Genomic DNA, 26357 nt, shown 5'->3' with positions numbered 1-26357 from the left:
CTCCCTTTATGCTGGCCGTTTCGGCCTTATTCTGCAGCCTGCTGAGCCTTGGCTTGCGGCAGCTTCGCGACAAGCGCCGCGAGCTCGGCGATCTCCTGCTCGGTCAGGTCGGTCAGCGGCGGCCGCACCGGGCCGGAATCGCGGCCGATCACCTTCATCCCGGCCTTGATGATCGACACCGCGTAGCCCTTCTTGCGGTTGCGTATCGCAATCAGCGGCAGGATGAAATCCTTCAGGCCTGCATGGATGGTCTGATGATCGCGCCGGCGCACCGCGGCATAGAAATTGGTGGCGAATTCCGGCACGAAGTTGAACACGGCCGACGAATAGGTCGTTACGCCCATGTCGAGATAGGGCAGGGCAAAGGTCTCCGCGGTCGGCAGCCCGCCGACATAGGTCAGGCGGTCGCCGAGCTTGGTGTAGACCCTGGTCATCAGCTCGATGTCGCCGATGCCGTCCTTGTAGCCGACCAGATTCGGGCAGCGCTCGCAGAGCCGCGCAAGCGTATCGGGCTGCAGGATCGCGTTGTCGCGGTTGTAGACGATGACGCCGATTTTCACGGATGAGCACACCGCCTCGACATGCGCGGCGAGGCCGTCCTGCTCGGAGTGCGTGAGGTAGGGCGGCAGCAGCAACAGACCGTCGGCGCCGGCCTTCTCGGCACCGACGGCGATCTCGCGTGCGGTCGCGGTGCCGTAGCCGGTGCCGGCGAGCACGGGCACGCGGCCCCTTGTTTCCTCGACGGCGACCTTGACCACCTCGGGGACTTCCGCCGGGGTCAGCGAGAAGAATTCGCCGGTGCCGCCGGCGGCGAACAGGCCGGCGACGTCATAGCCGCACAGCCAGTCCATGTTGGCACGATAGGTTGCCTCGTCGAAGGAAAAATCCGCCTTGAACGGGGTCACGGGAAACGACAGGAGGCCGCCGCCGATTGTCAGGGCCATCTCCTGAGGGGTCATCTTGCTCATGGCGCCACTCCGTAGATAAATCAATGGGAAAGGGATGCGCGAGGCGCCTCCACGGCGGCATTTGTAGGAAATGGTTCGATGCGGGTCCAAGCCAAACGCGGTATTGAACGATGCAATATCGGTATCAATCGCCGCGGAGATGCGGCGCCGCGATTTCCGTCGCGATCTCGATCAAGGGCGGCAGCAGCGGGTTCTCATGATCGCGCCGCCATACCAAAAACAGCTCGACCGGCGCCGGCCCGCGCAGCTTCAGCGGCTTCAGCCTGACATCCGCGATCTTCAGGCTCGCGGCGGCTTCCGGCACGATCGCGACGCCAAGCCCGGCGCGCACCATCGCGAGGATGGAGTGGATCTGGCTGAGATGCTGGACATAGCGCGGCAGCACGTCAGCGCGGGTGAACAACGCGACCAGCAGATCGTGGAAGTAGCGGCTTTCATACGGCGAATACATCACGAAGGTCTGGCCGTCCAAATCCCTCAGCGAGACCGATAAGGTTGACGCCAGCGGATGCTTCTTCGGAATCGCGACGAGCAAGGGCTCGGCGACAACGCGCCGGCTCGCCAGTTCCGGGCGCGCGATCGGCGGCCGCAGCAGGCCGGCGTCGATCTGGCCGGTGGCGAGCGCCTCGAACTGGTCGCCGGAGACCATTTCCTTCAGCGAGAAATCGATCTCGGGCAGCCTCGCGCGGCAGGCCGCGATCAGGTCGGGCAGGAAGCCGTAGGCGGCCGCGGCGGTGAAGCCGATCTTGAGCGAGCCGGTCTTGCCGAGCGCGATGCGGCGCGCGACCTGCGAGGCAGATTCGGCAAGCTTGAGGATGCGTCGCGCCTCGGGCAGGAAGCTGCGCCCCGCCGGCGTCAGCCGCACCGACCGGCTGGTGCGTTCCAGCAGCGTCGCGTCGATGATGTGCTCGAGAAGCTGGATCTGTCGGCTGAGCGGCGGCTGGGTCATGTTCAGCCGCGCCGCGGCGCGACCGAAGTGCAGCTCCTCGGCCACCGCGACGAAACAGCGGAGCTGGTTCAGGTCGAACATCGATGCGTGCCCGGAATGGATGGGGCGGGGTTTTGTCCGTTCTAGCATCGATGCCTCCCGAAGACCAAGAAGACAAAAACAGCGGTCGCAGCCGCCGTTGAACTGTCGTGGTGTGGTCCCTCGGGCTCAGGCCGCCTTCAGCTGCACCCGCTTGATCTCGCCGACGATGAAGAGGTAGGCGATCGCAGCGACCAGTGCGTTGGCGCCGACAAAGACCAGCGCGCCGTTGAACGAGCCGGTGCCAGCCAGGATGTAGCCGATCACGATTGGCGTGGTGATCGAGGAGAGGTTGCCGAACATGTTGAACAGGCCGCCGGAGACGCCGCCGGCCTCCTTCGGCGATGTATCCGACACGACCGCCCAGCCGAGCGCGCCGATGCCCTTGCCGAAGAAGGCGAGCGCCATGAAGCCGACCACCAGCGCCTGGCCGTCGACATAGTTGCAGGCGATGATCGCCATCGACAGCAGCATGCCGCCGACGATCGGGATCTTGCGCGCCATGGTCAGCGAGCCGGTGCGGCGCAGGATGGTGTCGGAGATGACGCCGCCAAGCACGCCGCCGATGAAGCCGCACAGCGCCGGCAATGTCGCGACGAAGCCGGCCTGCAGGATCGTCAGCCCGCGCTCCTTGACGAGATAGACCGGGAACCAGGTCAGGAAGAAATAGGTCAGCGTGTTGATGCAGTACTGGCCGATATAGACGCCGAGCATCATGCGGTTGCCGAGCAACTGGCGGATGTGGCTCCATTGCGGGCCGTTGTTGGACGCTTTCGTGTCCTTGGCTGCGTCCATGTCGACCAGCGCGCCGCCGTCCTTGATGTAGTCGAACTCGGCCTCGTTGATCCCGGGATGGTCCTTCGGGTCGTGGATCGTCTTGATCCAGGCGATGCCCATGACGATGCCGAGGGCGCCCATCACATAGAACACGTGGCGCCAGCCATATTCATGCGCGATCCAGCCCATCAGCGGCGCAAAGATCACGGTCGCGAAATACTGCCCCGAATTGAAGAAGGCCGACGCGGTGCCGCGCTCATTGCCGGGGAACCAGGCCGCCACGATGCGGGCGTTGGCGGGGAATGACGGCGCCTCGGCGAATCCGACCATCAAGCGGAGCGCGAACAGCACGATGACGGCGGTTCCCGCCGCCAGGAAACCGACCAGGCCCTGCATCGCGGTGAAGGCCGACCAGATCAGGATGCTGACCGCATAAACCCATTTGGAACCGAAGCGGTCGAGCAGCCAGCCGCCGGGCACCTGCGCGATCACATAGGACCAGCCGAAGGCCGAGAACACGTAGCCCATCACGATGGGATCGAGATGCAGTTCCTTGGAAAGCGCGGAGCCTGCGATCGACAGCGTCGCACGGTCGGCATAGTTCACGGTGGTGACGAGAAACAGCATCGTCACGATCAAGAGACGCACGCGGGATCGCCGCACGTCCGTGGCGGACACAATTGCGCTCATGGGCGCCTCCTCGAAATTTCCTCGAGAACCGTCCTAGAGAGGAGCAGGCAAGGGGTCCACGCCGAAACGTGCATCGATTGATACCGGTTTTGAATTGATCGGCCCGGTGTCATTCCACCGTTGAGGGTGTTGCCAAGGTCGGACAATTAATGTACTAGTTGTACAGTATTGAGAGCGCAACGTCGCGCTTTTTGGGGTCGAATGCCGATGTCCACGCCTCGTGACTACGATGTGTTCGAAGCCGGCGAGGTGACGTTGCAAGGCGGCGCCGTCTTTTCTTCCCTGCAGCTGGCCTACAAGACCTACGGCACGCTGAGCGCCGCGAAGGACAACGTCATCCTTTACCCGACATCGTTCAGCGCGCAGCACACCGACATCGAATGGCTGGTTCAGCCGGGTGGGACGCTCGATCCCGACAAATACTTCATCATTATCCCGAACCTGTTCGGCAATGGCCTGTCATCCTCGCCGTCGAATTCGGGCGACGCGCTCGGCGGCGCGCCGTTTCCCGCCTTCAGTTATCACGATGCCGTCGCGGTCCAGCGGCGGCTGCTGGTCGAGCGCTTCGGCATATCCAGGATTGCGCTGGTCTATGGGTGGTCGATGGGCGGCATGCAGGCCTATCATTGGGCCGCGCGCTATCCTGATATGGTGGAGCGCGCCGCCGTGGTCTGCGGCAGCGCGAGGTGTGCGCCGTACAATCATGTCTTCCTCGAGGGCGTGAAGTCAGCGCTGACGGCCGATCCCGCCTATCGGGATGGTCGCTTTGCCGAAAGGCCGGCGGCCGGCTTTCGTGCGATGGGGCGCGTCTATGCTGGCTGGGCGATGTCGCATGAGTTCTATCGTGAGGAAATCTGGCGCGAGGCCGGCTTCACATCGCTCGAAGATTACCTGGCGGGATCGTGGGACGGCGCCTTTGCACGGCGCGACGCCAATGATTTGCTGGCGCAAATCGCGACCTGGCAGAGCGGCAACATCAGTGGCTGCGAGGAGTTCGGCGGCGATTTCGATCGCGCGATGGCGGCGATCAAGGCGGACATGCTGCTGATGCCCGGGCGCACCGATCGCTATTTCGATGTGCGCGACAATGAGGACGAACTCGGCCGCCTGGTCAATGCGCGCTCGGCCGCGCTGCACGCGATCCCCTCAATTCATGGCCACCGCGCCGGCAACCCGATCAACAATGCCGCCGACCGCGCCTTCATCAACGCCGAGATCTCGGCGTTGCTGCAACGCTGACATGTGAGGCGACGACCATGAGCACCGCAGAGACCCATGATGGCGGCGTCAGGCTGAAGCCCCTGAGCCCGGTCGTGCTCCGCGAATTGTCGGCCAAGTCGAATTTTGCAGGTGCGATACGCACGGCAAGCCATTACGGAATGATCCTCATCGTCGGGACACTGATCTGGCTGGTCTCGTCGCGCTATGGGCTCTTATGGGCGCTGCCGCTGGTTGCGGTGCAGGGCTATTTCGTCGCGTTCCTGTTCATGGTGGTGCACGAGACCGCGCACAAGACCGCGTTCCACAGCCGTGCGATCAACGTTGCGGTCGGCAATCTCTCCGCATTCGCGATCGGGCTGCCTTACGAATATTACTGCCTGTTCCACTGGGACCATCACCGCTACACGCAGGATCCCGACAAGGATCCGGAGCTGATCCTGGGGCAGAAGCCGGCTTCGGATACGCAACTCGCGATCGCCTACACCGGGCTGCTGCAGGTGCTGACACGCGTGCGCCTGATGCTCCGCCATGCGTTGAGCGGCAACGTCACCGTGCCGTGGATCCCCCAAAACAAGCGCGCCGGCATCGTCAGGGAAGCGCGGCTTTATCTCGCTGGCTATCTGATCCTGCTGATCGCATCGCTCGCGCTGCACGGCGCGATCCTGCTCTGGGTGTGGATCGTGCCCGTGCTGGCCGGCCAGCTGATCCTGCGGCCCTATCTTTATGCGGAGCACACCGGTTGCGACCAGACGCGCAGCGCGTTCGAGAACACCCGCACCACGATGACCGGCGCCATCATGAAATGGTTTGCCTGGAACATGCCCTACCATGTCGAGCACCACGCCTATCCGACGGTGCCGTTCCACGCGCTGCCGAAGCTGAACGCCATCGTCGACGGCCACATCGTGTTTCGCGGCCGGAATTACCGTGCCGTGACCCGCGAGACCTGGGCATGGTTTCGCCGGCAGCGCCAGACGGCTTGATGTTTGAATGATCTCCGCGCAAGCGCTTCGCGTTTGTCGCGAGGGAAAACCGCTGCACACTTTTCCGGATCATGCTCTGCCTGATCAAGCATCCGCGGGCGGCTGCAGCACCTGGTTGACGAGGTTGCGGGCGTAGGCCGGCGTCAGCGGCTTGATGCCGAAGACGTAACGATAGAACAGGCTGCCATAGATCGCGTCAAAGAGATCGCCGGGCGCGCCCGACGCGCCGATGCTGCCATCCTTCCGGCCGGCGATGATCGTCTCCAGCATCTTGCTGCGGCGAAGGCCAAGATAGCGTTCGTAGAAGATCTCCGCCGATCCGGTCGTCGAGATGCATTCGGAGATCACCGCAAGTTGCACCCGCCCGAACTCGCCCAGAAGCGCCTCGGTATAAGTCGCGGCGTGGCGGCGAATTTGCGTCACCGGATTGCCGGTCCCGTGCAACGGCACGGCGCGCGAAGCCTGGTCGAGGAACGCGTCGATCAGCAGCGCTTCGCGCGACGGCCACCATTTGTAGATCGTCATTTTCGAGACGTTGGAATGGCGGGCGATCGCGTCGATGGTGGTGGCGGCAAGGCCGGTGGTCGCCATCAGCGTATAGGCGCTTTGCAGGATGGCGGCCGTGGTCGCGGCCGATCGCGGCCGGCCGCGGCGCGCCGTCGTGCCACCCTCGATGTTCGCCCTGCCGCCCGCCATTGTCTGATTCACACTCCGCTGTCCCGAACTTAGCACAAAACGGCTTGTGTTTCAGACGTGCGTCGAGCCAGCCTGCAATCTCGCGCCATCAAGTCGCTTGACAGTGGAGAACTGTCGCTTCAACGAACAATGCTGCCGTCCCGGAGTTTTCGAATCGACAATGGACAATCCTTCCCGATCAGAACGATCCCGCAACGCAGTGCTGCAGGCCGCGATCAAGGTCATCTCGCGCGACGGGCCCGGTCGGTTGACGCTCGATGCGATCGCGCGTGAAAGCGGCCTGAGCAAGGGCGGTGTGATGCACCAGTTCCGCACCAAGGAGGCGGTGCTGAAGGCGCTGCTGGAGCAGCAGGTGACCTATTTCGAGGACTTTTCCAACCGCTACATGGAAAAGGCGCGCGCCACATCCGACCAGCCTGAGCTGGCGACGCAGCTCGCCACCGTGTGGGAGGCGACGATCAAGTCGAATTCGGCCGCGCTCGGCCTGCTCGCGGCGATGGTCGAGAATCCGAGCTTGATGAACGCGCCGCGCGAGATCGACGTCAAGAGGATCAAGGCGATCAAGGCCGAAGCGAAGGATCCGGAGTTGGCGATGCTGCGTTGGGCCGCGGCGAGAGGACTGCTGCTCAGCTCGATGTTCGGTCTGTCGCCGCTGAGCGAGGCCGACCGCAACCGGCTGTTCGAGCGCCTGCTCGACGACAAGCAGTGGACCGCGCTGGAGCAGCCCAAAGCAGCGTCCAAGGCAGCGTCCAAGGCCGCATCCAAGGCTGCATCCAAGCCGGCGGGGGCCGCCAAATCGGCCGCCGCGTCCGAACGGCCGGCGCGGAAACCGCGCGCCGGTACCTGACCACAGCGGGGACAATCCTGCGGCCGATCATTTCCATTCATTTTTGTACTTTACAAACCGACTAGTCGGTTTTATAGCCTGCCACATCGATTGAGGCTGGGCATTCGTCGGAGGTCGACATTGCCGGCGACGATGGGCTTCCGCCCGGCGTCGTGGGCCCGCAGCACAAGGGCTTTCCCGAAAGGCCGCTAGAGGAGACTGGAATGGATAGCTCGATCGCGACGCGCGGTCTGGGATTGCTGCTGCTTTGCTCGGTCGCGGCCGGGTGCGCCAGCGTCGCGCCGGTGCCTTATTCGGACGTGGCGTCCTCGTCCTACATGGCGCCTGATACCTCCGACACGACCGGCCGCGTGCCCTATCGCTACGCCACCGAAGTCGACTGGCGGAGCTACAACAAGGCGATCCTCGATCCCGTCGCAATCTATCACGGCCGCGATCACCAGTTCGGCGACATGTCCGACAGCGACAAGGCCGAGCTCGCGGCTCACATGCAGACGAGCTTCATGACCAGGCTCGCCAACCGCTTCGCCATGGTGAACAGGCGTGGCCCGAACACGCTTCGGGTGCGGCTGACCCTGACCGGCGCGGTCGCCAACACTCCCGTCCTCGGCACGCTGTCGCGGTTCGACATGGCCGGCGCCGTCTACAACGGTGTGCAGGCGGCGCGCGGCGGCGAGGGAATGATGACCGGTTCGGTGATCTACGCCGTCGAGATCTTTGACGCATCGACGGCGCGCCTGCTCAGCGCCTACGTCACCAAGCAATATCCCGATGCCTACGACATCAAGTCCAGCATCGGCCCGCTCGCGGCATCGTTCGCCGGCATCGACAAGGGTGCCGAAAGTCTGGTGACGCAGTTCAGATGAGCGTCGTTTTTGCGAAGCCTGGCGCCATCAGGCGCGCGGCCGAGCGCATGAGTAAAACCAACGAAGGGTGCAATAGATGAGTATCTTGTTTCGACTGATCCTGCGCGGCGTGGTTGCCGCGGTTCTGATGAGCACGATTGGCCGCGCCGAGGCGGCAAGCCCCGCCGATCCAAGCGGGACCTGGTCAACCGAAGACGGGCGCGCCCGTATCCGGCTCGAGCGCTGTGGCGCGGGGAAGCAGCGGATCTGCGGCTACATCGTGTGGATGAAGGATCCGCTTGACGAACGCGGCCAGCCGGTCCGCGATAGCTACAATCCGGACACGTCGAAGCGAGCGCGCAACGTTCTTGGTCATCAGCTGATCATGGGCCTGAAGCCGACGCCGGAAGGATGGTTCGACGGCGACATCTACAATGCGGAGGACGGCAGGTCCTATTCGGTGATGTTGTGGCGCGACTCGTCCGACCGGCTGAAGCTCAGGGGATGCATGCTGAAACTGCTCTGCCAGACCCAGACCTGGAAGCAGACCAACGACGTGCTGCCGGGACAATTGGTCGGTCTGACCGGTGATCCCAGCGGTCCCAAGGCCGACAAGGAATGGGCTGCATTGCCCCCGGCGAAGACCGCGACGGTCGGCGCCAGGTAGGGCACAGCTTCGCTAGATCTCCCGCAGCGCCTGATCGAGCGTCTCGATCAGGAGATCGGCATGCTCCCGGCCGAACACCAGCGGCGGCCGGATCTTCAGCACGTTGCCGTTGGGTCCGGCGGCGCTGATCAGTACGCGACGTTCGCGCAAGCTGTTGACGAGCTTCGCCGTCTCCTTCGTTGCGGGCGCAGCGCCGCGGCGCAGTTCGACGCCGATGAACAGGCCGGCGCCGCGGACCTCCGCGATCAGCTCATGCCTGGCGCGCAGTGTGTTGAGCCGCTCGCGTACATAAGCGCCGGTGCTTCCAGCGTTCTCGATCAGGCCCTCCTGCTCGATCACGTCGAGCACGGCCATGGCGGCGGCGGCGGAGACGGGGTTGCCGCCAAACGTGTTGAAATAGCGCGAGCGCGCACCGAACTCCTTCAACAGCTCCGGACGCGCGGCCATCGCGGCGACCGGATGGCCGTTGCCCATCGGCTTGCCCATCGTGACCATGTCGGGGACGAGGCCGTGGCGGGCAAACCCCCACAGGCCCTCACCGCAGCGGCCGAAGCCGGGCTGCACCTCGTCGGCGATGAACAGCGCGCCGGCTGCACGCACGGCGTCGACCGCTGGTGCGAGGAAGCCGGGCGGATCGGCGAACACGCCGTCGCTGGAGAAAATCGTGTCGACCAGCAGCGCCGCCGGGCGAATGCCGCTCTGTATCATGTCCGCGAACGCGGCACGGACGTGGCCTGCGAAGATCTCGCCGGTTTCGGCGCCGGCGGACTGCGGCGCCGGCACCAGGCGGATATGGGCCGCGGTCGGCTCGGGCAGGCCGAGCGACGGCGACAGCTCGGCAAGCACGCTGGTAACGCCGTGATACGCGGTTTTGGTGATAACGACGCCGGTGCCGCCGGTGCAGGTGCGGGCGACGCGGAGCGCAAGGTCGTTGGCCTCGCTGCCGGTGCAGGTGAACATCACGTTGCCGATCTCGGCGGGAAAGGTCGCGAGCAACCGTTCGGCATAATCGAGCACGGTCTCGTGCAAATAGCGGGTGTGGGTGTTGAGCACCGCGGCCTGCCGCGCGATCGCCTCGACGACGTGCGGATGGCAGTGGCCGACCGAGGCGACATTGTTATAGGCGTCGAGATAGCGGTTGCCGGCGGCATCGTACAGCCAGACGCCTTCGCCGCGCAGGACCTGTACCGGCTCTTCATAGAACAGCCGGTAGGCTGGGCCGAGCAGGCGGTTACGCCGCGCGATCAGGTCTGGCGTCGAATTGTCCATGGGCATTGTGTCACTCCCCCAGGCAGGCGCGTTCGATCTGCCGTGCCGCTTGCTCACGCGTCAGCGCCGCGATTCGGGCGAGCCGCACCGAGGCCTGCTTGTTGTTGCGCAGAATATACGTACTGTTGTCGGGATAGCGAGCGGCCCTGATGTTGCTGATCACGATCGTCATCACCATGCGGGTTGCGATCAGGTCGAACAGGATGCCGCGCTCGCGCGCCTCGAGCGGCGCGACCGCGTGATAGGCCGCGATCAGCTCGCAGGCCGGCGCCAGCGGATCGTCGCTGTCGGTGACCTGATAGGCAGCCGCGATCGCGAGATCGTTGATGCGGGCCGTTGCGGTCAGGTCACCGAAATCGATGATCCCTGCGACGTGTGCCTGTTCGGCCGGATCGACCACGATATTGTGCGGATTGAGGTCGTTGTGCAGCGGCTGGATAGAGAGTTGCGCCAGGACCGGAACGGCGTGGGTCGCAAAGCCGTCGAGGAAGCGTTCGACCGTGTCGCGCTGGCCTGATGGCACGGTGCCGATCAGAGGCCGCAACTCGGCGGCGTGCTCGATATCCCACAACAGTTTGTGGTTTGCGCCGGGGTGGTGGAAATCGCGCAGCGCCAAAGCAAGCCGCGCCGCACAGCGGCCGACGTCACGGCGCAACGCCGCTGACTGTGGCGCCTGATGCATCGGCGTTCCCTTCAGGAAGGACAAGAGACGCACGATCCGGGCCGAGCCGTCGTCGAAGGTGATCTCGAGTTCGACCGCACCGTTGCGTGCGGGGACCATCCGCGGGATCGGCAGCGCGGGATCGCGGGCCGCGATGTGGCGCAGCGCCTCGGTCTGCAGATTGGTGACCGCGCGATCCTCGGTGGGATTGGCGATCTTCAGGACGTAGTCGCGGCCATCAGCCGCGCGCAGCCGAAAGTTCTGGTCGCGTTCGCTGTCGAGCCGGCGCACGGCGACCGACAGGCCGTAATGTTCGGCGGCCAGCGCTTCGGCGCGGGCCTCCGGAATGGCAGATGCCGCGCGCAATCCATCGATCGGATCCGCTCTTGCGACGACGGGGGAGCTGCCTTGCACCTGACGAATCCCTGAACCTTCAATAGCCGCGCGCGCGGTCGATCGCATGCGGCGGACGCTGTCCGGTGCGGATCGCCTCGGCCGTCACGGCGAGTGTCGTGGCAACCGCGCCGATGCTGACGTCGCTGGCGTCGTGCGGCGTGATGACGATTTGCGGATGATCCCAGAACGGATGCGCTTGCGGCAGCGGCTCAGTGGCGAACACGTCAAGCGCCGCGCCGGACAATTGGCCGCAGTCGAGCGCTTTGAGCAGGTCGGCTTCGACCAGATGCTCGCCGCGGCCGACCTGGATCAGATAGCCGCCGCGCCGCATCCTGCTGAAGAGATTACCGTTGAGGATGCCGCGCGTCTCCGGCGTCAGCGGCAGCAGGTTCACCAGCACCTCGCCCTCGCCAACCATTGCGGCAAGACCGGCCGGGCCGTGGAAGCTGTGGCTCGCCGATGAATCTGGCTTGGCGGTCCGGCTCCAGCTCATCACGGGAAAACCGAGCTGGGCGAGATCCGCGGCGACCCGCTGGCCGATCCCGCCGCTGCCGAGAATGCCGACCGGGACATCCCTCGCGCGCCGTTGGTCGCCGCGTCGCCAGATCCGGTCACGTTGTTGGCCGCGGAACGCGGCAAAGCCGCGCTGATGGCCGATCACGTGCCATACGATGAAGCCGGACATCATCTGCGCCTGTCCGGGGTCGATCACGCGCACCACGTCGACATCAGGCGGCAGGCTCGGGCAGGCCATGATGTTGTCGACGCCGGCCGCGATCGAGCAGACCGCCTGCAAATTGGGATAGCGTTCAAACGCATCATCCGGAGGATGCCAGGCCAGTGCGAGCCGGACATCCTCGGCCGTCGCGTCGGCGGTATGATCCACCAACTCAATGCGAGGTGCGGAGCGCGCGAACTCCGCGCCGAAATAGCCGCGCAGATCGAGGTTCTTGCTGACAAGCACGCAACGCATCGCTCACGCCGCCCGCGAAGAGGAAATCTGGCCCGGAACGGCGGCGAGCAGCTCACTTGTATAGGCGTGCTCGGGGGCGGCGAACAGCGCGGCCGTCGGCTTCAGCTCGACGATCGCGCCACGCTGCATCACCGCGATCCGGTCGCAGATTTGCGCCGCGACGCGCAGATCGTGGGTGATGAACAGCATCGACAGGCCGAGCCGCGCCTTCAGATCTTCCAGCAGATTGAGCACCTGCGCCTGCACGGAGACGTCGAGCGCGGAAACGGCTTCGTCGGCGACGATGATTTCGGGCTCCATCGCAAGCGCGCGCGCAATCCCGATGCGCTGGCGCTGGCCGCCGGAGAATTCGTGCGGATAACGTTCCATCGCACTGGCATTGAGGCCGACCAGGCCGAGCAGCTCGCCGGCGCGCTGCCGCGCCAATTGCGGATCGGTGCCGTGGGCGATCGGCCCGTCGGCGATGATGTTGCCGACCTTGCGGCGCGGATTGAGCGAGGCGAACGGATCCTGGAAGATCATCTGGATCCGGCTGCGCTCCTTGCGCAGCGCGCGGCCGGCGATGCGGGTGAAATCAGTGTCGCCGAGGCGCACCGTGCCCCTATCAGGTTCGATCAGGCGCATCACGAGCCGCGCCACCGAGGATTTTCCTGAGCCGGATTCGCCGACCAGGCCGAGCGTCTCGCCCTTGAGGATGTCGAAATTGACTTCGTTGGCGGCGCGCACGCGACGCTCTGGCTGGAACCAGCCGCCGCCGGAAACATAGGTCTTGTCGAGTCCGACCACCTCGACCGCCTTGGCGCGGTCCACCAGCGGTGCGCGCGGCGGCGGCTGCATCGACGGCACGGCCGCGAGCAGCGCACGGGTGTAGGGATGTTGCGGACGGCGCAGCACGTCGTCGGCCGCGCCCTGTTCGACCACCTTGCCGTGCTGGAGCACGACGACGCGGTCGGCGATGTCGGAGACGACGCCGAAATCGTGGGTGATGAACATGACAGCCATGTTGCGGCGGCGTTGCAGGTCGCGGATCAGTTCGAGGATCTGCGCCTGCGTGGTGACGTCGAGCGCGGTGGTCGGCTCGTCCGCCACGAGCACGGCCGGCTCCAGCGCGAGGGCCATCGCGATCATTGCGCGCTGGCGCTGGCCGCCGGATAATTGATGCGGATAGGCGCGCATCGCACGTTCCGGATCGGGCAGGTTGACCTCGCGCAGCAGCTGGAGCGCCTTCTGCTTGCGTGCCTTTGGCGTCAAGAGATTGTGCGCCTCGAACATTTCGGCGATCTGCTCGCCGATCCGCATCAGCGGATTGAGCGCAGTCATCGGTTCCTGGAACACCATCGCGATATGGCGGCCGCGCAGCGCGAGCCAACCGGCGTTATCGAGGGTGAGCAGGTTCTGGTCGTTATAGGCGATCTCGCCGGCCTCGCGGATGATGGTGTCGGGCAACAACCCCATCAACGCATGCGCGCACATCGATTTGCCGGAGCCGGATTCACCGACCACGCAAAGGATCTTGCCAGGCACAAGCTCGAACGAGACGTCGTCGACGGCATAAGGGCGGTCGGCGCCCGGCGGCAGCGCGAGCTTGAGGTTCTTGATGGAAACGACTGGTGCGGCGGACATGCGTCAGCGCCCCTCCTTGTTGAGGCGCGGATTGAGCGCGTCGTTGAGGCCTTCGCCGATCAGGTTCAGCGCCAGCACCGAGAGCAGGATCGCGATGCCGGGGAAGACCGTGATCCACCAGGCCTGACGGATCACGGTGCGGCCGGCGCCGACCATGTAGCCCCAGGACATCAGGTTCGGATCGCCGAGGCCGAGAAACGACAGCGAGGATTCCAAGAGGATCGCGGTCGCGACCATCAGCGACGCCAGCACGATCACCGGCGAGAGTGCGTTCGGCAAAATCTCGCGCCAGATGATCCAGCTGTGGCTCTGTCCGGTGACGATGGCGGCCTGGACATATTCGCGGGTGCGCAGCGACAGCACCTCGCCGCGCACCAGACGCGCAACCGGCGGCCAGCTGACGATCGCGATCGCCAGCACGATCGAGACGATCGAGGGCTGCAGGATTGCGACCAGCACGATTGCGAGCGCGAAGCTCGGCACGGTCTGGAAGAACTCCGTGAAGCGCATGAGGGCGTCGCCGATCTTGCCGCCGAAATAGCCGGCGGCGGCGCCGACGGGAATGCCGACCGCGAGCGCGGCCATCGTCGAGACCAGGCCGACCAGCAGCGAGACACGGGCGCCATAGATGATGCCGGCGAGCACGTCACGGCCGAGCGCGTCGGTGCCGAGCGGCACCCGCGACAGCGTGAACGGCGGCAGGAACGGCCGCTGCACCATGCGCCAGGGCGAAGTCGGAAACAGCATCGGGCCGAACAGCGCAATCGCGACCGCGAGCAGCAGGATCACCAGCCCGATCACGCCGCCGGGATTGCGCAGCATGGTTCGCCAGAATTTGCTCATGCCGCGAACTCGATGCGTGGATCGACCGAGCGGTAGATCAGGTCGGTGATCAGGTTGAAGGCCAGCACCATCGCCGAGCAGACCACGAACACGCCGAGCAGCAGATTGTAGTCGCGCTGCAACAGCGCCTCATACATCAGCCGGCCGATGCCGGGCCAGGCAAACACAGTCTCGGTCAGCACGGCGCCGCCGACCAGCGTGCCGGCCTGGAGGCCTGCCAGCGTCACGACCGGCAGCAGCGCGTTGCGCAGCACATGGCGGCGCTGGATCACGGCGTTGCGCAGGCCCTTGGCGCGCGCGGTCTTGACGAAGTCGTGCCGCTGCACCTCGAGCATCGAGGCGCGGGTCATGCGGGCATAGGTTGCCATGAAGAACAGGCCGATCGTCGTCGCCGGCAGGATCAGATGGGCGCCGACGTCGAGCAGATGAGCGAAACCAGTGTAGTTGGCGCCGACGGTTTCGTAGCCGAAGCTCGGCAGCCAATCCATTTGGACCGAGAACAGGAGGATCGCCATCAGCGCCACCCAGAACAGCGGTGTGGCGTAGAAGATCAGCGCCAACACCGTGATCGCGGTATCGGCCCAGGTACCGGCGAAGCGCGCGGCGAGCGTCCCGAACAGGACGCCGAACAAGAGTGAAATGACGAAGGCCGTGCCGGTCAGCAGCAGCGTCGCCGGCAGCCGCTCAGCGATCAGCTTGCCGACCGGCATCTGCTGGCGGAACGAGAAGCCGAGATCGAGCGTCACGATGCCCTTGACGTAGCGATAGAGCTGCACCGGCAGTGGCTGGTCGAGCCCGAACTTTTCGCGCAACTGCTCGACGAAGATCTTGTCGCTGGCGCCGGCCTCGCCTGCCATCACCATCGCCGGATCGCCCGGCGCCATGCGGATCAGGAAGAAGTTGAGGACGACGATCGCGAGCAGAACAACAACGGCCTTTGCAAGTCTCTGGGCTATGAATGAGAGCATCGGTCACTTCGTTGCGTTCGAGAGGAAACAAAGAGGCCGCGGCGTTCCGGGACGCCGCGGCCTGGTGATATCTTTACTTGTCGAGCCAGGCGTCGCGGAAGCCGTCGTTGACGCCGATCGCGGTCGTGATCAGGTTCTTGACGTTGCAGCGGGTGATGGTCGGGAACTGCAGTTCGAGCTGCCAGGCCACCGGCACGTCGTCGGTCAGGATCTTCTGCGCCTTGACGTAGATCTCCTCGCGCTTGGAGTCGGGATAAGCGGTGGCGCCGTCGGCGAACAGCTGATCGATCTCGGGATTCGAATAGCCCTCGACATTGTTGAACGGCGAGCCCTTGGAAATCTGGCTCGAGATGTAGTTGCGGCCGACGCCGAGCGCGGGATCGCCGTACTGATAGAGATAGGTGAAGGCGATGTCGTAGTCCCAGTCGGCGACCTTCTGGTTCCAGCCGGGGACGTCGGTTGCGATCATCTCGACATTGACGCCGACGTCCTGCAGGTTCTGCTTCACGGCTTCCGCCCAGCGCTGCCAGGTCTCGCCGTAAGGCAGCGGCAGCATGCGGAGCTTCTCGCCGTTATAGCCGGCCTCCTTCAAGAGCGCCTTGGCCTTGATCGGATCGTAGTCGTAGGCGGTGACCTTGTCGGTGTAGTATTTGATCGTGGAGGCTGATGGGCCGGTCGCGACCTTGGCGAGGCCGTTCCAGATCACGTCCTTGGCGAAGTTGCGGTCGATCGCGTACATCAGCGCCTGACGGAATTTCTTGTTCGCGGTCGGACCGGAGCGGTTGTTGAGCCACAGCCAGGAATGCGGGCTGAAGAACTCCCAGCCGGCGCCGGTGACGCAGACATTCTTGAGTTTCGACAGACGCGGCACGTCGAAATTCTCGACCGAACCGCCCGGCAGCACGTCGACCTTGCCGGTCTCGAACGCCACCGCGCGCGCCGCGGCGTCGGGGATCACGTGCCAGTAGATCTCGTCGAGATGGGGCAAGCCCTTGATGTAGTAGTTCGGGTTCTTGACCAGGCGGATGAACGAGCCCTTCTGCCATTCCTTGAACATGAAGGGGCCGGTACCAACGGGCGTGTTGTTGGCCGGATTGGTCTTGAAGTCGGTGCCTTCGTAGATGTGCTTGGGGATCATCGGCAGCGAGCCGACCTCGAAAATACCGAGGAACGGACCGAACGGCTGCTTCAGCGTGAACACCACCGTGGAATCATCGGGCGTCTCGACCTTGTCGAGCATGGCGAGGTTGCCGCGGGCACGCGGATGGGTCTGCTTCAGGAATTCGATCGAGAACGCGACGTCGGCCGACGTGAACGGCTTGTTGTCGTGCCAGGTGACGCCCTTGCGCAGCTTGAACGTGTAGGTTTTGCCGTCCTCGCTGACGCTCCAGCTCTCAGCGAGGCCGGGCAGCGGCTCCAGCTTCGGCGAGTAGCGCAGCAGGCCTTCATAGATGTTGCCGGCCACCATCTGGGTCGGACCGTTCTGCACCAGGCCGACCATCAGGCTGGGCGGCTCGGGCTGGATCACCGCGTTGACGACGCCGCCGGATTTCGGCTCCTGCGCAAATGCGGCGGTGCTCAACGCAGTCGCCATCACAAGACCAAGCAATACTCGTTTCAACATATCCACTCTCTCTTGTTCGCTTCGCCCGGCCGCGGCCGATAGCTAATTCATGAAGTCGGGATCGGTGCGCTCCAGCTTGCGCTTGAAGGCCGCCCACTCGGTGTCGGGCACGCCGTTGGTCTCGATGCTGTCGTAGAAGGTGGCGTATTGGCCGGCGGTCTTGTGCGCGACGGCGTCGGACAGCGGCGCGATCTCGGCGCCGGCGGACTGGATCGCGAGCTGGGCGCGGCAGGAGCGCTCCAGATTGTGCATCAGCTTGAACGCCTCGGCGACCGAGCGGCCGCAGGTCAGCATGCCGTGATTGCGCAGCACCATCACGAATTTGTCGCCGAGATCGGCGACCAGGCGCTCACGTTCGTCGAGATCGAGCGCGATGCCCTCATAGTCGTGATAGGCGAGGCAGCCGGTGAACTGCATCGACCATTGATTGAGCGGCAGCAGGCCCTGCTTCTGGCAGGACACCGCGACGCCGGCCACCGTGTGGGTGTGCAGCACGCAGGCGACGTCGGGCCGCGCGGCGTGCACCGCGCTGTGGATGGTGAAGCCGGCCGGATTGATGCCGAGCCCGAGCCGATCTTCGATGACATTGCCGTCGAGATCGACGGTGACGAGGTTCGACGCCGTCACCTCCTCGAAGCGCATGCCGTAGGGATTGATCAGAAAGCGGTCATGGCTGCCCGGCAGCCGCACCGAGATGTGGGTGTAGATGCTGTCATCGAGGCCAAGCCGGTGGATCAGCCGATAGGCCGCGGCGAGATCGATGCGGAATTGTTCGTTCTGGTCCTTCACGGCCTCGGGCCGCACATGCGTCGTCATCGTTGCTGCTAGTCCCTGTCCACGGGCTGTTCCCGTTGCGTTGCAATACCCGCGCCACTAAACTGTCGACAATCTAACAATTGATCAAGTCTAAACTGTCGACAATCGGCGATTAAATAATGTACATGGGTCGAAACGGACCCTTTTGATGCGCACAATGTCCCCTCCGGTCGGCTTGCCGGCCCTCAATGAGACCGACCTGGTCGGGCAGGTCGCCCGCCGTCTGACCGAAGCGATCGTGCAGGGGCGGCTGCCGCCGGGATCGAAGGTCGTCGAAGCAGGGATCGCGCGCGAGCTCGGCGTCAGCCGGGCGCCGGTGCGCGAGGCGGCGCGGCTGCTGGAACAACAGGGGCTGCTCGTCGCCCATCCGCGCCGTGGCTTCTTCGTCCGCGAGTTTGCCGCCGACGATATCGACGAGATCTACGATCTTCGTTTGTGCGTCGAGCGGCACGCCGCGGTGCTCGCCGCGCGCAACCTCACGCCGGAGACGCGCGACACGCTGCGCCGGCAGATCGAGGTGCTGCACGAGATGGCCGACCTCGACGATCCGGCGCGGCAGGTCGAGGAGGACTACCGCTTTCACCGCCTGATCTGCGAGATCGCGGGCAACAAGCGCATGCTGCGGCTGTTCGACGATCTCGCCTCCGAGCTGCGGATGCTGATCGGCCTGATCGGCCGCCTCTACGACGATCCGCACGAGATCGCGCGCACCCATGAGCCGGTGCTCGCAGCGATCGAAGCCGGCCATCCCGAACGCATCGTCGCGCATGTCGACTATCACATCGGCCATGCAAGGCGCGAGGTCGGCCGGCTGGTGCGGGACATTGCGCCATGGCCGGCGGCCGCGAAATAGGCGCGCGAGGTCGCGCAGCCGCGGTGCCGGCAATCAATCCCTTCATTCCATCGATAGGAGCACTCCAGTGAAAGCCGTCTACAGCGAAAAGCACCGCAGCCATGATCCGCAATTCTTCCTGGTGCGCGGCGTGGTCCAGCGCACCACCGAACAGCCCGAGCGCGCCGATCGTCTGCTGGCGGGATTGCAGGCCGGCAAGCACACGCTGGTTGAGCCGACCGCATTCGGGCAGGGGCCGCGCGCCCGCGTGCACAGCCCGGAATATCTGAGCTTTTTGGCTGACGCTTGGGATGAATGGTCCGCGCTCGGCAATGCCGGTCCGGAGATGATCGCGAACATGCATCCGGTGCGTAACGCGGGCACCTATCCGACCCACATCGTCGGCAAGCTCGGCTGGCACACCATCGACACCTCATGCCCGATCGGGCCGGGTACCTGGGCGGCCGCGTGCTCTGCGACCGATGTCGCGACGACTGCGGCGCAGATGGTCATGGATGGCGAGGACGCGGTCTATGCGCTGTGCCGTCCGCCCGGCCATCACGCCTATCGCGATCTCGCCAGCGGCTTCTGTTTCCTCAACAACAGCGCAATCGCCACCGCGCATTTGCGCTTGAAGCACGAGCGCGTCGCGATCCTCGACGTCGACGTGCATCACGGCAACGGCACGCAAGGCATCTTTTACGAGCGGCCCGACGTGCTGACGGTCTCGATCCACGCCGACCCGACCTTCTTCAACCCGTTTGTCTGGGGCTATGCGCATGAGCGCGGCGCGGGCCAGGGGCTCGGCGCCAACCTCAATATTCCCTTGGCCAAGGGCACCGGCGACGACGGCTACATCGAGGCGCTCGCGAAGGCTGCGAAGACCATTCGTGCGTTCGCGCCGGGTGCGCTCGTCGTCGCCCTCGGCCTCGACGCCTCCGAGCACGATCCGCTTGCGGGCCTTGCGGTCACCACCGACGGCTTCCGCCGCATCGGCGAGGCGATTGCGCGGATCGGCTTGCCGACCGTGCTGGTGCAGGAGGGCGGCTACCTCTCCGACATCCTTGGCGCCAATCTGACGGCCGTGCTCGGCGGGTTCGAGGCCAAGCGGTAGTGCGTCAGGTCTCCAACCAGTCGTCGTTGAAAAGTAAGATTATATGACTAGAAAAGGCCGCTGAGTTATGAAACGGTACCGGTGCCGCCGGCATCAATGCACGGCAGCGGTGCCCAAACACCGATAGATTGTGATTTGGGCGCCTCCTGACATAACAGAGGGGATGCGTCTGATGGTTTTGAAACGAATCCTGGCGGGTCTCGCCTTGGCGAGTGCGCCGTTCATCGCGCCGGCTACGGCGGCCCAGCTCACGGTCGGCTTTTCGCAGATCGGTTCGGAATCCGGATGGCGGGCGGCGGAGACCACCGTCTCCAAGGGCGAAGCCGCCAAGCGCTCGGTCAATCTGAAGATCGCCGATGCGCAGCAGAAGCAGGAGAACCAGATCAAGGCGATCCGCTCCTTTGTCGCCCAGGGCGTCGACGCGATCTTCCTCGCACCGGTTGTCTCGACCGGCTGGGACGCCGTGCTGAAGGAGGCCAAGGAGGCCAAGATCCCGGTCATCCTGCTCGATCGCGACATCGATCCGTCGGGCAAGGACCTCTATCTGACTGCGGTCACCTCGGACAGCGTGCATGAGGGCGAGGTCGCAGGCGACTGGCTCGCCAAGACGGTCGGCGACAAGCAGTGCAGCATCGTCGAATTGCAGGGCACCGTCGGCGCCAGCGTCGCGGCCAACCGCAAGAAGGGTTTTGACACCGCGATCGCCAAGCACGCCAATCTGAAGATCGTGCGCAGCCAGACCGGCGACTTCACCCGCGCCAAGGGCAAGGAAGTGATGGAGAGCTTCATCAAGGCCGAAGGCGGCGGCAAGACGATCTGCGCCGTCTACGCGCATAATGACGACATGATGGTCGGTGCGATCCAGGCGATGAAGGAAGCCGGCCTGAAGCCGGGCAAGGACATCCTCACCGTCTCGATCGACGCCGTGCCCGACATCTTCAAGGCGATGGTCGCCGGCGAAGCCAACGCCACCGTCGAGCTGACGCCGAACATGGCCGGCCCCGCGCTCGACGCGCTGACTGCCTACAAGGACAAGGGCACCACGCCGCCGAAATGGATCCAGACCGAGTCCAAGCTCTATACGGCGGCCGACGATCCGCAGAAGGCCTATGACGGTAAGAAGGGCCTCGGTTATTGAGCGCGAGACCTTATCCGCTGCTTCTCCTGCCTTCCGTCATCGGCCATTGCGCCGGATGGCGGAAGGTAGCCGCGGGCCTGAAAATCTGATCCGATCTGCAAACCGCAATCACGCGTTCGTCGCTATCAGCGGCGGACGCGTCGGGACGTAGTGCGTCGATGCAACAAGCTGGCGAAGGTAGGCAACCGCTTCTGGAGGTGCGTGGGCTCAGCAAGAGCTTTGGCGTACTGCGCGCGCTCGACCAGGTGGACTTCACGCTGCATGCCGGTGAGATCCATGCGCTGCTCGGCGAGAACGGCGCCGGCAAGTCGACCCTGATCAAGGTGATCACGGGCGTGCTGTCGCGCGACGCCGGTACGATCAGGCTCGACGGCGGCGAGATCGCGCCACGCTCAGTCAAGGAAGCGCTCGCGGAGGGGATCGCCACCGTCTATCAGGAGGTCAATTTGCTGCCGAACCTGTCGGTGGCGCAGAACCTCTATCTCGGACGGCAGCCGACCCGGTTTGGCATCGTGCGCGACGGCGAGATGCGGCGCCGCGCCGCTGCGCTGCTCGCCGGCTACGATCTGCATATCGACGTCGGCGCGCCGCTCGGACATTACTCGGTCGCCATCCAGCATGTCGTCGCGATCGCGCGCGCGGTCGACCTGTCGGCGCGGGTGCTGATCCTTGACGAGCCGACCGCAAGCCTCGATCGCCACGAGGTCGATATGCTGTTCCGCACCATGCGCGCGCTCGCCGCGCGCGGCATCGGCATCCTGTTCGTCACCCACTTCCTCGACCAGGTCTATGACATTTCCGACCGCATCACCGTGCTGCGCAATGGCCGGCTGATCGGCGAACGCATGACCGCGTCGCTGCCGCGGCTCGAACTGATCCAGATGATGCTGGGTCGCGAATTGAGCGAAACGACCGGCGAGCGCGTCGCGCACGATCGTTCGGCCAGCACGCCCTGTGCGACCTTCACGAATTACGGCAAGCGCGGCAGCATCGCGCCGTTCGATCTCGACCTGCGCCATGGCGAGGTGGTCGGGCTCGCCGGCCTGCTCGGTTCCGGCCGCACCGAAACCGCGCGGCTGGTGTTCGGCGCGGACCGCGCCGACAGCGGCAACGCTGCGGTCGAAGGCAAACCGGTGCGGCTGCATTCGCCGCGCGACGCGGTGCGCCACGGCTTCGGCTATTGCCCGGAAGAGCGCAAGACCGACGGCATCATCGCCGAACTCACCGTGCGCGAGAACATCGTGCTGGCGCTGCAGGCAAAGCGCGGCATCACGCGGCCATTGTCGCGCCGCGAGCAGGACGAGATCGCCGCCCGTTTCGTCAAGCTGCTCGACATCCGTCCGCCGGATCCGGAGAGGCCGATCGGGCTGTTGTCGGGCGGCAATCAGCAGAAGGTGCTGCTGGCGCGCTGGCTTGCCACCGAGCCGCGCCTGCTGGTGCTCGACGAACCCACGCGCGGCATCGACGTCGGCGCGCATGCGGAAATTATCCGTCTGATTCGCGAACTCTGCGACCGCGGCCTGGCATTGCTCGTGATCTCCTCGGAGCTCGACGAGATCGTCGCCTATTCCGATCGCGTCGTGGTGCTGCGCGACCGCGCCCATGTCGGTGCGTTGCAGGACGACGGGATCGACGTGTCGTCGATCCTCGCCGCGATCGCGGCCGACGGCTCCGCGCCCGCCGCGGCGGAGGCCTGAGATGGCATTTCAGCTGCCACGCCGGGGCCTCGCGCAAATTCTCGCACTTATCGTGATCCTGCTGATCGATCGCATGGTCTCGTCGCAGTTCTTCGACCTGCGGCTGCAGGACGGACGATTGTTCGGCAGCCTGATCGATGTGTTCAACCGCGGCGCACCGGTCGCGCTGCTTGCGCTCGGCATGGTGCTTGTCATCGCGACCCGCGGCATCGATCTCTCGGTCGGCGCGGTGATGGCGATATCAGGCGCGATCGCGGCGAGCCTCGCCGACAGTCATGCCTGGCCGGTCGCGGTCGCCGTTGCGCTCGGGGCGGGATTGCTGTGCGGCCTCTGGAACGGATTTCTGGTCGCGGTGCTCGGTATCCAGCCGATCGTCGCAACGCTGATCCTGATGGTGGCCGGCCGCGGTGTCGCGCAGCTCATCACCGAGGGGCGGATCGTGACGTTCACCTCGCCCGACCTCGCATGGTTCGGCACCGGCTCCGCGCTCGGCATTCCCGCGCCGGTTCTGATCGTCGCGGGCACGCTGCTCGTCACCGGCCTCGTCGTGCGCGGTTCGGCGCTCGGGCTCCTGATCGAGGCGGCCGGCGGCAATGCGCGGGCCAGCGAGCTTTCCGGCGTCGGCATCCGCCTGATGATCGTCGCCGTCTATGTCTGGTGCAGCCTTTGCGCGGCGCTGGCCGGCGTCATCGCGGCCGCCGACATCATGGGCGCCGATGCCAACAATGCCGGGCTCTGGCTCGAACTCGATGCCATCCTCGCGGTCGTGATCGGCGGCACCTCGCTGTTCGGCGGGCGCTTCAGCCTGGTCCTCGCCGTCTGCGGTGCGCTGATCATCCAGGCGATGAACACCGGCATTCTGCTGTCCGGCTATCCGCCGGAGTTCAACCTCGTGGTCAAGGCGGCCGTGGTGCTGGTCGTGCTGCTGCTGCAATCGCCGCGGCTGTCCGGCCTGGTTGCCAACTTCCGAAAGGCGCGCGCATGAGCCGGCTGTCGCCCGTCATGATCACGGCGCTGGTCTTCGTCGCCGGCTTTGCGATCTGCTCGCTGCAATTTCCGAATTTCGCGTCGACCCGTGTCGTCGCCAATCTCCTGACCGACAACGCCTTCCTCGGCATCGTTGCGATCGGCATGACTTTTGTCATTATTTCCGGCGGCATCGACCTGTCGGTCGGATCGGTGATCGGATTCACCACCGTGTTCGTCGCGCTGTCGATCGAGCGGCTCGGCCTGCCGCCGCTGCTCGCATTCGCGATCCTGCTCGTGCTATGCGCGGCCTTTGGAGCAGCGATGGGCGCGGTGATCCATTTCTTCGACATGCCGCCCTTCATCGTCACGCTGGCCGGGATGTTCGTCGCGCGCGGCACCAGCTTCCTGATGTCGACGGAATCGACGCCAATCACCGCGCCGCTCTATACGGCCGTGTCGGATTTCGGGATTGCGCTGCCCGGCGGCGGTCGGCTGACGGCGATCGCGCTGATCATGCTGGCCGTGGTCGCGGCCGGCAGCGTGCTGCTGCATTTCACCCGCTTCGGTGCCAATGTCTTTGCAATGGGCGGCAATCGCTCCGCGACCGCGCTGATGGGCGTCGCCATTGGTTCGATGACGGTGCGCATCTACATGCTGTCCAGTGTCCTCGCTGGAATCGCCGGAATCGTGTTCTCCTTTTACACGGCCGCCGGCTATTCGCTGTCGGCGGTCGGTGTCGAGCTCGACACCATTGCCGCGGTCGTCATCGGCGGGACGCTGCTGTCCGGCGGCCAGGGGTCGGCGATTGGCACCTTCCTCGGTGTGTTGATCCAGGGCCTGATTCAGAGCTACATCAATTTCGACGGGACTTTGTCGAGCTGGTGGACCAAGATCGCGACCGGCATCCTGCTGTTCGCGTTCATCGCCTTGCAGCAGGCCATGGTGCGGCTTGCCGGCCGGTCCCGCACCATCAGGGCAGGAGAGGTGAAGGCATGAGCACCGGCTTGGTGGTGATTCCGACCCGGCGTGCGCATTCCAACCACGCCGCGGTCGCGCGCGGCATCGGCATCGATATCATCGCAGGCCGTTACGCCGAGGGCACCCGGCTGCCAGGCGATGCCGAACTGACCGCGATATTCGGCGTCTCACGTCCTGTATTGCGGGAAAGCATCAAGACGCTGGTGGCGAAAGGATTGCTCACCACCAAGGCGAGGGTCGGGACCGTCGTGCGCGGTCGCAACGCCTGGAACATGTTCGATGCCGATGTGCTGGCCTGGCATCTCGACGTCGGCATCGACAAGCAGTTCCTCGGCGATCTCGCCGAGATCCGCCTTGCGATCGAACCGCGCACGGCGGCGTTGGCTGCCTTGCGCCGTACCGAGGCCGACATCGCCGAGCTACGCCGCTGCATCGAGATCATGCGGCGCGAGCCCTCCACCTCCGATGCCTTCACGGACGGCGATCTGGCGTTGCATATCGCGGTCGCCAATGCGTCCGGCAATCCGTTCATGCGCGCCGTCGACGGCGTGATCGAGGCCGCGCTGCGTGCATCCTTTGTCGTCAGCGCACCGGTCGATCCGGCCGACCGCGAGCTGGTGTTGAGCTGGCACCAGCGCATCGTCGATGCAATCGCCGACGGCAACGCCGAAGACGCCGCGGCGGCCATGACCGCGGCCATCTTCCATGGCATTCGCCGCCACGGCGCAGCGATCGTCGATCCCGCTTTGTACGAATCCACGACCGCTGCCGCCGCTGTCACCTCCGAAACCTGAGGAAACGCCATGAGCGAGGTGCTTCGCATCGCCATTGTCGGTTTCGGCGAGATCGCGCGCCGGCAGCACGTGCCGGCGATCGCGAACACGGCGGGCGCGGCCCTGGTCGCGGTGGTCGATCCCGCCAAATCGCCGGCGGACCTGCCGCATTTCCGCGATCTGGAGGAGCTGTTGCGCAACGGTCCCGAAATCGATGCCGTCGCGCTGTGCACACCGCCGCAGGTGCGTCGCGCGCAGGCGACGACGGCGCTTGCCGCGGGCAAGCATGTGCTGCTGGAAAAGCCGCCAGGCGCGACCGTCGCCGAGCTCACGCCGCTGATCGCAGCCGCGCAGCAGGCGGGCCGGACATTGTTTGCGACCTGGCATTCGCGTTATGCGCCCGCGGTCGAGCCTATCAAGCATTTGCTCGCCCTCCGCAAGATCCTCAAGGTGACGATCATCTGGAAGGAAGACGTCCGCGTCTGGCATCCCGGCCAGGCCTGGATCTTCGAAGCCGGCGGCTTCGGCGTGTTCGATCCCGGCATCAACGCGCTGTCGATCCTGACCCATATTTTGCCACGGCCGGTGTTTGTCCGGCGCGCGGAGCTGGCGTTTCCGTCCAATCGGGATGCGCCGATTGCCGCCGAGCTCGAATTCTCCGATTGTAACGGCCTGCCGGTTCATGCCGAGTTCGATTTCCGCCAGACCGGCCCGCAGAGCTGGGACATCCTGATCGAGACCGATGCGGGTCCTGTCGCTCTGTCGAAAGGCGGAGCGCAATTGCGCGATGGCGATAGGCTGATCGTCGACAGCGCCAAGGAGGAATACCCCGCACTCTATCGCCGGTTCCTCGCGCTGGCGTCGGAAGGCAAGTCCGACGTCGACCTGGCGCCCTTGCAGCTCGTGGCGGATAGTTTCATGCTGGGGCGACGGCGTGCCGTCGAGCCATTTGAGGACTGACC

25 protein-coding genes are annotated in these 26357 nt (G+C 65.0%); 13 read left to right on the top strand and 12 right to left on the bottom strand.

Annotated elements, in window-relative coordinates:
• Positions 1 to 26: 26 nt before the first annotated feature.
• From kdgD to UP10_RS06865, 3 genes are all read right to left on the bottom strand, one after another.
• Complete coding sequence (gene kdgD / locus UP10_RS06875) at positions 27 to 968, bottom strand: 5-dehydro-4-deoxyglucarate dehydratase (protein WP_044586610.1); 942 nt, start codon at positions 966 to 968, stop codon at positions 27 to 29.
• A 124-nt stretch (positions 969 to 1092) separates the two neighbouring features.
• Positions 1093 to 1998: a LysR family transcriptional regulator gene (locus UP10_RS06870; protein ID WP_044586609.1), complete on the bottom strand. Its 906-nt coding sequence runs from the start codon at positions 1996 to 1998 to the stop codon at positions 1093 to 1095.
• Between the two features lie 126 nt (positions 1999 to 2124).
• Complete coding sequence (locus tag UP10_RS06865; protein ID WP_044586608.1) at positions 2125 to 3462, bottom strand: MFS transporter; 1338 nt, start codon at positions 3460 to 3462, stop codon at positions 2125 to 2127.
• Between the two features lie 207 nt (positions 3463 to 3669).
• On the opposite strand from UP10_RS06865, the gene UP10_RS06860 reads away from it, so the two are divergent.
• A complete protein-coding gene (locus tag UP10_RS06860; protein WP_044586676.1) occupies positions 3670 to 4701 on the top strand; it encodes an alpha/beta fold hydrolase in 1032 nt (343 codons plus the stop codon).
• Between the two features lie 17 nt (positions 4702 to 4718).
• Positions 4719 to 5666 carry a fatty acid desaturase gene (locus UP10_RS06855; RefSeq protein ID WP_044586607.1) on the top strand — a complete coding sequence of 316 codons (948 nt, stop codon included), beginning with the start codon at positions 4719 to 4721 and terminating at the stop codon, positions 5664 to 5666.
• An 84-nt stretch (positions 5667 to 5750) separates the two neighbouring features.
• Here UP10_RS06855 and UP10_RS06850 read toward each other — a convergent pair whose 3' ends face one another.
• Complete coding sequence (locus tag UP10_RS06850; protein ID WP_044586606.1) at positions 5751 to 6362, bottom strand: TetR/AcrR family transcriptional regulator; 612 nt, start codon at positions 6360 to 6362, stop codon at positions 5751 to 5753.
• 160 nt (positions 6363 to 6522) lie between these two features.
• Here UP10_RS06850 and UP10_RS06845 point away from each other — a divergent pair, with 160 nt between their 5' ends.
• The 3 genes from UP10_RS06845 to UP10_RS06835 all read left to right on the top strand — a co-directional run bounded on the left by UP10_RS06845 (position 6523) and on the right by UP10_RS06835 (position 8721).
• A complete protein-coding gene (locus tag UP10_RS06845) occupies positions 6523 to 7209 on the top strand; it encodes a TetR/AcrR family transcriptional regulator (RefSeq protein ID WP_044586605.1) in 687 nt (228 codons plus the stop codon).
• A gap of 203 nt (positions 7210 to 7412) precedes the next feature.
• On the top strand, positions 7413 to 8075 hold the full coding sequence (locus UP10_RS06840) for a DUF3313 domain-containing protein (RefSeq protein ID WP_044586604.1): 663 nt from the start codon (positions 7413 to 7415) through the stop codon (positions 8073 to 8075).
• A gap of 76 nt (positions 8076 to 8151) precedes the next feature.
• Positions 8152 to 8721, top strand: coding sequence for a DUF2147 domain-containing protein (locus UP10_RS06835; RefSeq protein ID WP_044586603.1), 570 nt, complete (start codon positions 8152 to 8154; stop codon positions 8719 to 8721).
• Between the two features lie 12 nt (positions 8722 to 8733).
• Here UP10_RS06835 and UP10_RS06830 read toward each other — a convergent pair whose 3' ends face one another.
• The 8 genes from UP10_RS06830 to UP10_RS06795 all read right to left on the bottom strand — a co-directional run bounded on the left by UP10_RS06830 (position 8734) and on the right by UP10_RS06795 (position 17894).
• A complete protein-coding gene (locus UP10_RS06830; RefSeq protein ID WP_044586602.1) occupies positions 8734 to 9996 on the bottom strand; it encodes an aspartate aminotransferase family protein in 1263 nt (420 codons plus the stop codon).
• A gap of 4 nt (positions 9997 to 10000) precedes the next feature.
• Positions 10001 to 11065, bottom strand: coding sequence for a phosphotransferase (locus UP10_RS06825; RefSeq protein WP_044586601.1), 1065 nt, complete (start codon positions 11063 to 11065; stop codon positions 10001 to 10003).
• Between the two features lie 19 nt (positions 11066 to 11084).
• Entirely contained in the window at positions 11085 to 12020 is a 936-nt protein-coding gene (locus UP10_RS06820; RefSeq protein ID WP_044586600.1) for a 2-hydroxyacid dehydrogenase, read from the bottom strand.
• Positions 12021 to 12023: 3 nt separating this feature from the next.
• Entirely contained in the window at positions 12024 to 13643 is a 1620-nt protein-coding gene (locus UP10_RS06815; RefSeq protein WP_044586599.1) for an ABC transporter ATP-binding protein, read from the bottom strand.
• 3 nt (positions 13644 to 13646) lie between these two features.
• Positions 13647 to 14486: an ABC transporter permease gene (locus tag UP10_RS06810; protein WP_044540594.1), complete on the bottom strand. Its 840-nt coding sequence runs from the start codon at positions 14484 to 14486 to the stop codon at positions 13647 to 13649.
• Entirely contained in the window at positions 14483 to 15454 is a 972-nt protein-coding gene (locus UP10_RS06805; protein WP_044586598.1) for an ABC transporter permease, read from the bottom strand. The genes UP10_RS06810 and UP10_RS06805 overlap by 4 nt, the downstream gene beginning before the upstream one ends.
• Positions 15455 to 15527: 73 nt before the next feature.
• Entirely contained in the window at positions 15528 to 17078 is a 1551-nt protein-coding gene (locus UP10_RS06800; protein ID WP_044586597.1) for an ABC transporter substrate-binding protein, read from the bottom strand.
• 42 nt (positions 17079 to 17120) lie between these two features.
• On the bottom strand, positions 17121 to 17894 hold the full coding sequence (locus tag UP10_RS06795) for a class II aldolase/adducin family protein (RefSeq protein WP_044586596.1): 774 nt from the start codon (positions 17892 to 17894) through the stop codon (positions 17121 to 17123).
• Between the two features lie 148 nt (positions 17895 to 18042).
• Here UP10_RS06795 and UP10_RS06790 point away from each other — a divergent pair, with 148 nt between their 5' ends.
• From UP10_RS06790 to UP10_RS06755, 8 genes are all read left to right on the top strand, one after another.
• The gene (locus UP10_RS06790) at positions 18043 to 18747 is read left to right on the top strand and encodes a GntR family transcriptional regulator (RefSeq protein ID WP_044586595.1); all 705 of its coding nucleotides are present in this window, start codon (positions 18043 to 18045) and stop codon (positions 18745 to 18747) included.
• A 67-nt stretch (positions 18748 to 18814) separates the two neighbouring features.
• On the top strand, positions 18815 to 19840 hold the full coding sequence (locus tag UP10_RS06785; RefSeq protein WP_044586594.1) for a histone deacetylase family protein: 1026 nt from the start codon (positions 18815 to 18817) through the stop codon (positions 19838 to 19840).
• A 172-nt stretch (positions 19841 to 20012) separates the two neighbouring features.
• Positions 20013 to 20978 carry a galactofuranose ABC transporter, galactofuranose-binding protein YtfQ gene (gene ytfQ / locus UP10_RS06780; RefSeq protein ID WP_044586675.1) on the top strand — a complete coding sequence of 322 codons (966 nt, stop codon included), beginning with the start codon at positions 20013 to 20015 and terminating at the stop codon, positions 20976 to 20978.
• A gap of 158 nt (positions 20979 to 21136) precedes the next feature.
• The gene (locus UP10_RS06775) at positions 21137 to 22675 is read left to right on the top strand and encodes a sugar ABC transporter ATP-binding protein (protein ID WP_044586593.1); all 1539 of its coding nucleotides are present in this window, start codon (positions 21137 to 21139) and stop codon (positions 22673 to 22675) included.
• 1 nt (position 22676) lies between these two features.
• The gene (locus tag UP10_RS06770) at positions 22677 to 23660 is read left to right on the top strand and encodes an ABC transporter permease (RefSeq protein ID WP_044586592.1); all 984 of its coding nucleotides are present in this window, start codon (positions 22677 to 22679) and stop codon (positions 23658 to 23660) included.
• Positions 23657 to 24640 carry a galactofuranose ABC transporter, permease protein YjfF gene (gene yjfF, locus UP10_RS06765; protein WP_044540585.1) on the top strand — a complete coding sequence of 328 codons (984 nt, stop codon included), beginning with the start codon at positions 23657 to 23659 and terminating at the stop codon, positions 24638 to 24640. The genes UP10_RS06770 and yjfF overlap by 4 nt, the downstream gene beginning before the upstream one ends.
• On the top strand, positions 24637 to 25416 hold the full coding sequence (locus UP10_RS06760; RefSeq protein WP_044586591.1) for a FadR/GntR family transcriptional regulator: 780 nt from the start codon (positions 24637 to 24639) through the stop codon (positions 25414 to 25416). The genes yjfF and UP10_RS06760 overlap by 4 nt, the downstream gene beginning before the upstream one ends.
• Before the next feature lie 9 nt (positions 25417 to 25425).
• Complete coding sequence (locus UP10_RS06755) at positions 25426 to 26355, top strand: Gfo/Idh/MocA family protein (RefSeq protein WP_044586590.1); 930 nt, start codon at positions 25426 to 25428, stop codon at positions 26353 to 26355.
• Positions 26356 to 26357: the final 2 nt, after the last annotated feature.

It is taken from the genome of Bradyrhizobium sp. LTSPM299, from assembly GCF_000938235.1.
GTDB lineage: Bacteria > Pseudomonadota > Alphaproteobacteria > Rhizobiales > Xanthobacteraceae > Bradyrhizobium.
This window is presented reverse-complemented; position numbering and strand designations above follow the sequence as displayed.

Coding starts and splice junctions, on each gene's coding strand:
- kdgD (WP_044586610.1), bottom strand. CDS start 968: ATGAGCAAGATGACCCCTCAGGAGATGGCCCTGACAATCGGCGGCGGC.
- UP10_RS06870 (WP_044586609.1), bottom strand. CDS start 1,998: ATGTTCGACCTGAACCAGCTCCGCTGTTTCGTCGCGGTGGCCGAGGAG.
- UP10_RS06865 (WP_044586608.1), bottom strand. CDS start 3,462: ATGAGCGCAATTGTGTCCGCCACGGACGTGCGGCGATCCCGCGTGCGT.
- UP10_RS06860 (WP_044586676.1), top strand. CDS start 3,670: ATGTCCACGCCTCGTGACTACGATGTGTTCGAAGCCGGCGAGGTGACG.
- UP10_RS06855 (WP_044586607.1), top strand. CDS start 4,719: ATGAGCACCGCAGAGACCCATGATGGCGGCGTCAGGCTGAAGCCCCTG.
- UP10_RS06850 (WP_044586606.1), bottom strand. CDS start 6,362: ATGGCGGGCGGCAGGGCGAACATCGAGGGTGGCACGACGGCGCGCCGC.
- UP10_RS06845 (WP_044586605.1), top strand. CDS start 6,523: ATGGACAATCCTTCCCGATCAGAACGATCCCGCAACGCAGTGCTGCAG.
- UP10_RS06840 (WP_044586604.1), top strand. CDS start 7,413: ATGGATAGCTCGATCGCGACGCGCGGTCTGGGATTGCTGCTGCTTTGC.
- UP10_RS06835 (WP_044586603.1), top strand. CDS start 8,152: ATGAGTATCTTGTTTCGACTGATCCTGCGCGGCGTGGTTGCCGCGGTT.
- UP10_RS06830 (WP_044586602.1), bottom strand. CDS start 9,996: ATGCCCATGGACAATTCGACGCCAGACCTGATCGCGCGGCGTAACCGC.
- UP10_RS06820 (WP_044586600.1), bottom strand. CDS start 12,020: ATGCGTTGCGTGCTTGTCAGCAAGAACCTCGATCTGCGCGGCTATTTC.
- UP10_RS06815 (WP_044586599.1), bottom strand. CDS start 13,643: ATGTCCGCCGCACCAGTCGTTTCCATCAAGAACCTCAAGCTCGCGCTG.
- UP10_RS06810 (WP_044540594.1), bottom strand. CDS start 14,486: ATGAGCAAATTCTGGCGAACCATGCTGCGCAATCCCGGCGGCGTGATC.
- UP10_RS06805 (WP_044586598.1), bottom strand. CDS start 15,454: ATGCTCTCATTCATAGCCCAGAGACTTGCAAAGGCCGTTGTTGTTCTG.
- UP10_RS06800 (WP_044586597.1), bottom strand. CDS start 17,078: ATGTTGAAACGAGTATTGCTTGGTCTTGTGATGGCGACTGCGTTGAGC.
- UP10_RS06795 (WP_044586596.1), bottom strand. CDS start 17,894: ATGACGACGCATGTGCGGCCCGAGGCCGTGAAGGACCAGAACGAACAA.
- UP10_RS06790 (WP_044586595.1), top strand. CDS start 18,043: ATGCGCACAATGTCCCCTCCGGTCGGCTTGCCGGCCCTCAATGAGACC.
- ytfQ (WP_044586675.1), top strand. CDS start 20,013: ATGGTTTTGAAACGAATCCTGGCGGGTCTCGCCTTGGCGAGTGCGCCG.
- UP10_RS06775 (WP_044586593.1), top strand. CDS start 21,137: ATGCAACAAGCTGGCGAAGGTAGGCAACCGCTTCTGGAGGTGCGTGGG.
- UP10_RS06770 (WP_044586592.1), top strand. CDS start 22,677: ATGGCATTTCAGCTGCCACGCCGGGGCCTCGCGCAAATTCTCGCACTT.
- yjfF (WP_044540585.1), top strand. CDS start 23,657: ATGAGCCGGCTGTCGCCCGTCATGATCACGGCGCTGGTCTTCGTCGCC.
- UP10_RS06760 (WP_044586591.1), top strand. CDS start 24,637: ATGAGCACCGGCTTGGTGGTGATTCCGACCCGGCGTGCGCATTCCAAC.
- UP10_RS06755 (WP_044586590.1), top strand. CDS start 25,426: ATGAGCGAGGTGCTTCGCATCGCCATTGTCGGTTTCGGCGAGATCGCG.